Below are 7429 nucleotides of genomic sequence, written 5' to 3' on the forward strand. Positions count from 1 at the left end.
CTCGCGAACCGGCTGGCGAAGGCCGCGGTGTAAATGATCAGCGCGAAAAAGACGGCAAGGCAACAGATTCCGGTGACTATCACGATGGTTGTTGAGGTAAGCATTGCGACGGCGAGCAGCGCGAGGACTGTGACGACGCCGGTGAGCAGATACAGCGGCACCAGGCGTAACGCGGCGCGGTTGCCGGCCACCCATGCTTGCTCGCTGCGCATCGTCGACGGGGTGCGGATGCCGAGATAGGGATTGCGCTGAAGCTTTCCGTTAGCAGCGCGTGACCAGTTACGGATGAGCAGCACCCCGGTGAGGATCTGCACGAACGCGAAGGACGCCGCCGCCAACGTAGCGCCGAGATGGTGGGGGACATTGAAGCTCGGCGCGAATTGCTGAAGGGGAGGGGGAGAGCAGCTGGCCTTGTCGACGGCACGGGCGACGCTGTCGGCGTGTATTCCAGCGATCACAGCGACGACGCCTACGAGCAACAGCGTCACCATGGACATCGCGGCAACCTCCGATGGTGAACGCCGCTTTATCGCCGCGGAAACGCAAGACGCGATGTTGAAACCCAGTAGCGGGCCACCGGCGAACAGGAACCAGGTGAACCCTGCTTTCTGCCCGGCATACCATGCCGACAGGCAGGAAAGTGTCGTCTCATCGCGAAACCCGAATGTGCCATTGGGCGGCAGCCGATGATGCATCGCCAGGACGTAGCCGTCGATGAAGATAAGCAGAACGAGTGTCGTCACCGCGCACAAAACCACCGCGGTAAACCACCCGGCGATCGTCGTCGCACGGTTGGCAGGCGCAGTCATTGTGAAATTATGACAAGCCGCGGCGACCTCGCTGACCGCTAATTTGTTCGCTGAATCGCGACAACACCTCTAGTCGGGTAGATGCGGCATTTCCAGGTCGGGATCGCGGCCGACCAGCACTCCGCGGGTGAGCGCCGATCGGCCATAGCGGCTACGCACCCGGTCGACCGCCGCGTCAACGGCCGCGGGGTGGCTTTGCGCCCTGGTGAACGGCAGCATCAGCTGCTCGGCGCCGCTGCGGTCGATCTCCGAAACGGCGAACCCGACCAGCGTCAAACCACGCTCGACGGTCAGCGGTGCAGCGGACGCGACCAAGTGCCGCGCGGTGGCGAGGATGGTTTGCGTCGAGGACGTGGCCCACGGCAACGTGTGCGATCGGGTGGCCCGGCCAAAGTCGTTGAACCGCAACCGCAATGTGACGGTGCGCCCGGTGCGCCCGGCGGCCCGCATCCGTCCGGTGATGCGGTCGATCAGGTTGATCACCACCGCGTCGACCTCAGCCGGTGACATGGTGTTGCCCGCGCGGCCAAGCGCGCGCTGCGCGCCCACCGAACGCCGGCGAACGCCCGTGGAAACCCGCCGCGCATCGACATTGCGGGCCAGCGCATACAGCCGGGCGCCCATCGCCCCGCCGACCAACGAGGCCAGCATCGACTCGCTGAGCTCGGCAACGTCGGCGACGGTTTCGATGCCGTGGGCATGCAGCCTCTCGGCGGTCACCGCACCGACGCTCCACAGCCGGCGCACCGGCAGCGGATGTAAGAAGGCCAGCTCTCGGCCAGGTTGGACTAGCAGCAGCCCGTCCGGCTTGGCTTCCTGGCTGGCGACTTTGGCGAGGAATTTCGTCCGTGCGATCCCGACGGTGATCGGCAGCCCGACGCGTCGACGTACCTGGCTGCGCAGTCGATCCGCAATCTGCACCGGTGTTCCGGAGACCCGGCGCAGTCCGCCGACGTCCAGGAAGGCCTCGTCCACCGACAGCGCTTCGACCTGGGGAGTGGTGTCGCGGAAGACCTCGAACACCGCGTCGCTGGCCTGCGTGTATGCGGCCATCCGGGGCGGGACCACCGCGGCGTGCGGGCACAGCCGGCGGGCCTGCGCACCGCCCATCGCGGTGCGCACACCGTAGGTCTTGGCTTCATAGCTGGCCGCCAGCACCACTCCGCCGCCGACGATCACCGGCCGGCCACGCAGGGCCGGGTCATCGCGTTGTTCGACCGACGCGTAGAACGAGTCGAGGTCCGCGTGGAGGATGGATGCGTCGGTCCGCACGAACATATGTTCGCACCGACCGCTGACGTTAGCTAGATTGCCCGTAGATGCTGGTGACCCAGATGTGGGCAAGGGTGTCGACGACGCGGTCATGGTCGACGGCCGGTTGCTCAGCAGACAGGGCGGCCATCATGGTGCGTTCGTTCATCAGATTCAGCGAGGTGGCAAGGTCCACCGCCGGAATGGTCTCCGGCGCCGCGCCGCGCGCGCGTTCCGCGCTGATCAGCGCGGCCGTCTGGTCGATCCACTTCTGCATGAAGCCTGACCACACCGCCCGAACCTCTGCGCTGCTTGCCACCGCCTCCGCACCGGCTCGGGCCACCGCCCGATGTGAGTCGAAAGCGACGAAAAAGGCTTTAATGCCGGCGCGCCAAACACGTCGGGGATCCGCAGGTAGCCGTTGCGCCGCGCCTTCGTATTCCGCGTCTGCGCGCGTGATCATCGGCTCGAGCAGCGCCAGCAGCACCGCCTCTTTCGACTTGAAATAGAAGTAGAAGGTCGGTCGGGACAGGCCCGCGCCCTTGGCCAGGTCGTCGACGGAGATGTCAGCAAACGAGCGCTCTTCCAGAAGCCGCGCGGCTGTCGCCAGAATCGCCTGCTCACGGTCGTCGCCGGACGGGCGGGCCGAGCGACGCCCGCGCGAGCTGCGGGGGGAGCTGACGGTAGTCACGGCCGTTACTTTACACGGTGTTGACAAATTCGACAGGGTGTTGACGCACTCAACACACTGTTGATAGCGTGGCGCCATGACTGAACACCTCGACGTCCTCATCGTGGGCGCCGGCATCTCCGGTATCAGCGCCGCTTGGCACCTGCAGGACCGCTGCCCATCCAAGAGCTACGCCGTCCTGGAACGCCGCGACGACCTCGGCGGAACCTGGGACTTGTTCCGCTACCCGGGCATCCGCTCCGACTCGGACATGTTCACGCTCGGCTTCCGGTTCAAGCCGTGGGAATCGGCTCAGTCGATCGCCGACGGCGCGTCGATCAAGGCCTATATCAAGGAGGCCGCGGCGGAGAACGGCATCGACCGGCACATCCGTTACCGCCACCAGGTGGTGGCCGCCGATTGGTCCGACGCCGACAAGCAATGGATCGTCACCGTGGACAACGACGGCCGACAGGACGAGATCACCTGCTCGTTCTTGTTCGCCTGCAGCGGCTACTACAACTACGACGAGGGCTACTCGCCGACATTCGAAGGCGCCGAAGACTTCCAGGGCACGATCATCCATCCCCAGCACTGGCCGGAGGACCTCGACTACGCAGGCAAGAAGGTCGTGGTCATCGGATCCGGCGCCACTGCGGTCACGCTGATCCCGGCATTGGTGAACTCCGGCGCCGGCCACGTCACCATGCTGCAGCGCTCACCGACCTACATCGGCTCGCTGCCGCTGATCGATCCCGTCGCCGAGCGGGCCAACCGGTGGTTGCCGGCCCGGGCCGCGCACGTCGTGAACCGTTGGAAGGCAATCGGTTTCAGCACGGCGCAGTACCAGCTTGCCCGCAAATTCCCCGCCTACATGCGCAAGACCCTGCTGACGATGGCCAAGCGACGGCTGCCCGACGGGTACGACGTGGAGAAGCATTTCGGCCCGAGCTATAACGTGTGGGACCAACGCCTGTGCTTGGCGCCCAACGGCGACTTGTTCAAGACCATCCGCAAGGGCCAGGCCGACGTCGTCACCGACACCATCGACCGGTTCACCAAAACCGGCATCAAGCTCAGCTCGGGTACCGAGCTGCAAGCCGACATCATCATCCCCGCAACGGGTTTGAACCGGCAGCTATTCGGTGGCGCCAAGATTCGGCGTAACGGCATGCCCGTAGAACTCAACGACTTGATGTCCTACAAGGGCATGATGCTGACCGACATGCCGAACATGGCGTTCACCATCGGCTACACCAACGCATCCTGGACGCTGAAGGCCGACCTGGTATCGGAGTTCGTCTGCCGGGTGCTCAACTACATGGATGCGAATGGCTACGACACCGTGGTGCCGCAACATCCGGGCGACTCGGTGGACGAGCGTCCGCTGATGGACTTCACCCCTGGCTACGTGTTGCGGGCATTGGACTACCTGCCGAAGGCCGGCTCGGTCAGCCCGTGGCGGCTCAAGCAGAACTATCTGCTCGACCTGCAGCTGATCCGGCGTGGCCGGGTCGACGACGAGGCCCTGCAGTTCGCCAAAAAGCCTGCCGCCCTGATGGTTTAGCCGGTAGCTGCTGCGGCGACGACGACGATCCCGTCGTCGTCGCTGTAAGCGATGTCCCCCGGTACGAAAGTCACTCCGCCGAAGCTGACCGTGACGTTTCGTTCGCCGGCGCCGGTCTTGCTGCTCTTGCGAGGGTTGGTGCCGAGCGCCTTGATGCCGAGGTCGAGTTCGCGCAGGACCGCGGCATCACGGACGGCGCCGTGCACCACCAGCCCGGCCCAACCGTTCGAGCGGGCCAACTCGGCGATGACGTCGCCGATCAGCGCGGTATGCAACGAGCCTTCGCCGTCGATCACCAGCACACCGCCGTCGCCGGGCGCCGAGAGCACCGACTTCAACAGCGCATTGTCTTGCAAGCAGCGCACCGTGCTGATCGGGCCCGCGAATTGCGTCCGCCCGCCGAACTGACGGAACTGGACATCACAGCTACGTACCTCGGGCCCGATATCGTCGACCAGGTCGGCCGTGGGCCGGAACATCACCGTCACCGGGCCATGCTATTCATCGCGATTGGCGCCCCGTTGACGAAGCTGGCGCACCAACAGCAAGGCCAGCAGACTGATCACGATCGCCACGGCCAAAGGCACTGGCGAACGACCAGCCGAGGACAGGCCGGCGTCCCCTGAGACTGGGTTTCTCGCCGCATCCACCGTCGACTTCGCATGTGCTGCAGCATCTTTCGCTGCTGCGGCAAGCTGGCCGTTGGTTTCGATGCGAGGTGGCGTCGGCGGCGGTTGGATTAGCGGCTTGGCTGCACCGGGCTCGGCCTTTTTGGCGGGCGCCTTCTTCGCGGCGGCTTTCTTGGCCGGCGCCTTTTTTGCGCCCGCCTTTTTAGCTGCCGCCTTCTTCGACGCTTTCGCGGCCTTGGCGGCCGCCTTTTTGGCGGGCGTCTTTTTCGCCGGTTTATCCGGAGCCTTGGCCGGCGGCGGTGACATTTCCGCGGGTTGTTCCGGCGGTTTTGGAGGTGCTGCGTCGGCCGCTGGTGGGGGCGGAGCGGGCGGTGGGGGGCTGGCGCCGGGTGCGTGTTCTGGTGTGGAATCCGCTGTGTCGTCCGGTCGATCCTGCGGGTCTGCCATTCGGCTGCTCCTTTGCAGTTTCTCGTCGCCTACACCGACCACCAGTCGAATCCATCATGCCAGGGCCGCCAATCCGCGCAGTCAGGGCCGATTACGCGCCTGCCACAGCACCGCGCCGCCGACCAGTACCAACGCACCGACGGCGAAGGGCCAGATAGGGACATCGTCGCCGGAGTTGGCCGGGGGTTCCGCCGCCGGACCGGGTGTGCCGGTGCCCGGCGTCGTCAGCTGAAACGACCACGATCCAGTCACCACATGCCCGTCTGCCGACGTCACCCGGTAATTCACCGTGTAGTCGCCAGTCGGTCCCAGCGGGCGTACGCCGACGCTGACCACCGCGCCCTGCACCTGTGGTTGCCCGAAAGACCATAGGTTGCCGTCCGGTCCGACCACTGTCATTGCGGCGAACGTGGTTTGCAGCTGCTCATTGAAGACCGCGCTGACGTGCGACGGACCGGCACTGACAACGGCCTTGTCGGCGGGGTCCGTCGACACCCGGGCGGCGTGCGCACTCGCGGCTCCGGCAGTCAAGGTGGCGGCGAAGGCGATTGCCGCCAAGAGCAGACTCACCGCAGCCATGCGTGCTCGTCGGCTCATGTCCGTCGAGCCACCAGTGCGACACCGATACCCAGCGCACCGAGGAGTAGGGCGACTCCGCCGAGCACCCGGGCGGTGTTATCGGCTGTTGCTCTTGGCTTTTGCGTCTGCGATGCGACCGAGGCGGTCGGCGCGGTGGTGCTGCTTGGGTTCGCATGATGGGTCGACGGCGGCCCCGACGCTTCGGTCAGCGTCAGCACCGGCGCCGGATTGCTCGGTTCGGCCCCGCCGGGCTGTGGGGGCTGATCCCACTTGACCACCGATCCATCGCCGTAGGTCTGGGTCGCGGGGAAGCTGACGGTGTCGGTGTCGGGCAGCTTCACCGATATCCGGAAGATCCCGAACTGATCGACCGGGATGCCGCCTTTCGAGTCTGCCGTCCAGGTGACCGAGTGGACGGTGCCCGACGCCGAGTCGCGGTCGAGTTTGGCCGTCCAACCCGGCTGGGTTTCGGTCTGTACCGAAGTGACATTGGACAGATCGACGCTGAAAGCGGTCGTCGCTGCCCCCTTAGTGGACTCATTGGGCACCTGGAAGGTGACTATCGCCATGCCGCCGCGGATGGCGTCGTCGCTGCTGGCATGAACGTGAGCTGATGCCGGCGCGATGGCGGCGGTCGAGCCGAGGTAGAGCGCGGTGGTGGCGGCGGCCGAGATCAAGACGCGCCAAACCAGGCTGCGGTGCCGTGTCATCCGATTGGTAATCCTTTGTCTCCGTTTGTCTCAGGTGGCGACGTCAGGTCAATCCAAGCCGCGCCATCAGATCGGCCTCGACCTCGTCAAGTTGCCTGGAGATCGCGGCGTGGGCGGCCCGGCGACGGGTGGCGGGCATGTTCTCGGCAGCGGTGATGGCCGCCGACAAGTCGGTGAGGCGTTCGGAAATCGCGGCCACGAATTGCTTGGTCTCGGCGTCCTTGGGTTTGTTGTCCTGCACCGAGCGCAGTGATTGTTCGGCGCCGGCGATGCGGGCCGACAGCCGGCCACCGTGCCCGGAAAATTTGCCGATCTGGGCCAACGGCACCCCGAGCTGGTCAGCGCGCCGCTGGTCGATCAGCCCGCGCGCAGCTATGGCCACCCGATAGGCCACCGGCACCACAATCGGGGCCAGCAACCGAGAGACCGTCAGGATCCGGCGAATCCGCGTCGGTGACAGCAACTTGCCCTCCTGCGCCGCCTTGAGTTTTGTTTCGGCAACCTTCAACGCCGCCCGGTCGCTGTCACGCTGCGCCTTCAGCTGGTCCCTGAGTGCCTTCGACTCGGCGCGCTGCGCGGCTTTGAACCGGCGCACCTCGTTTTTCGCGGCCAGTTTCGCCTCGAGTTTGGCTCGGGTTTTGATCGCCCGGGCCTCGGCGCGACGCGTCGCGCGGGTTTTTCGCTTGCCGAACAGGCCCATTCGCGCACTACCGCCCCGGAATCTCGTCGACTAGCGCGGTGCCTGTGCGGCATCGATGGGCCAACCC

At 65.7% G+C, this 7429-nt stretch carries 9 protein-coding genes; 1 reads left to right on the top strand and 8 read right to left on the bottom strand.

Features of this window, described 5'->3' with window-relative positions:
- The 3 genes from WB785_RS06250 to WB785_RS06260 all read right to left on the bottom strand — a co-directional run.
- Positions 1–809: SdpI family protein (locus tag WB785_RS06250; RefSeq protein ID WP_424077899.1), on the bottom strand; the 809-nt coding region annotated here is incomplete at its 3' end.
- Positions 810–878: 69 nt separating this feature from the next.
- Complete coding sequence (dinB, locus tag WB785_RS06255) at positions 879–2087, bottom strand: DNA polymerase IV (RefSeq protein WP_424077900.1); 1209 nt, start codon at positions 2085–2087, stop codon at positions 879–881.
- Positions 2088–2109: 22 nt separating this feature from the next.
- Positions 2110–2751 carry a TetR/AcrR family transcriptional regulator gene (locus tag WB785_RS06260; RefSeq protein WP_424077909.1) on the bottom strand — a complete coding sequence of 214 codons (642 nt, stop codon included), beginning with the start codon at positions 2749–2751 and terminating at the stop codon, positions 2110–2112.
- Between the two features lie 76 nt (positions 2752–2827).
- On the opposite strand from WB785_RS06260, the gene WB785_RS06265 reads away from it, so the two are divergent.
- The gene (locus WB785_RS06265; protein WP_424077902.1) at positions 2828–4297 is read left to right on the top strand and encodes a flavin-containing monooxygenase; all 1470 of its coding nucleotides are present in this window, start codon (positions 2828–2830) and stop codon (positions 4295–4297) included.
- On the opposite strand, the gene rraA is transcribed toward WB785_RS06265, so the two are convergent.
- The 5 genes from rraA to WB785_RS06290 all read right to left on the bottom strand — a co-directional run bounded on the left by rraA (position 4294) and on the right by WB785_RS06290 (position 7362).
- On the bottom strand, positions 4294–4785 hold the full coding sequence (gene rraA / locus WB785_RS06270; RefSeq protein WP_424077903.1) for a ribonuclease E activity regulator RraA: 492 nt from the start codon (positions 4783–4785) through the stop codon (positions 4294–4296). The two genes, WB785_RS06265 and rraA, sit on opposite strands and share 4 nt — an antisense overlap.
- Before the next feature lie 9 nt (positions 4786–4794).
- Positions 4795–5232: a nucleoid-structuring protein H-NS gene (locus tag WB785_RS06275; RefSeq protein WP_424077904.1), complete on the bottom strand. Its 438-nt coding sequence runs from the start codon at positions 5230–5232 to the stop codon at positions 4795–4797.
- Between the two features lie 222 nt (positions 5233–5454).
- Positions 5455–5952, bottom strand: a complete 498-nt coding sequence (locus WB785_RS06280) for a copper resistance CopC family protein (protein ID WP_424077905.1) — start codon at positions 5950–5952, stop codon at positions 5455–5457.
- A 14-nt stretch (positions 5953–5966) separates the two neighbouring features.
- The gene (locus WB785_RS06285) at positions 5967–6662 is read right to left on the bottom strand and encodes a YcnI family protein (protein WP_424077907.1); all 696 of its coding nucleotides are present in this window, start codon (positions 6660–6662) and stop codon (positions 5967–5969) included.
- A gap of 43 nt (positions 6663–6705) precedes the next feature.
- The gene (locus WB785_RS06290; RefSeq protein WP_424077908.1) at positions 6706–7362 is read right to left on the bottom strand and encodes a DUF6474 family protein; all 657 of its coding nucleotides are present in this window, start codon (positions 7360–7362) and stop codon (positions 6706–6708) included.
- Positions 7363–7429 lie beyond the last annotated feature (67 nt).

Origin of the sequence: Mycobacterium sp. (genome assembly GCF_049585075.1) — a bacterium.
In the GTDB taxonomy this organism is placed as follows: Bacteria; Actinomycetota; Actinomycetes; order Mycobacteriales; family Mycobacteriaceae; genus Mycobacterium.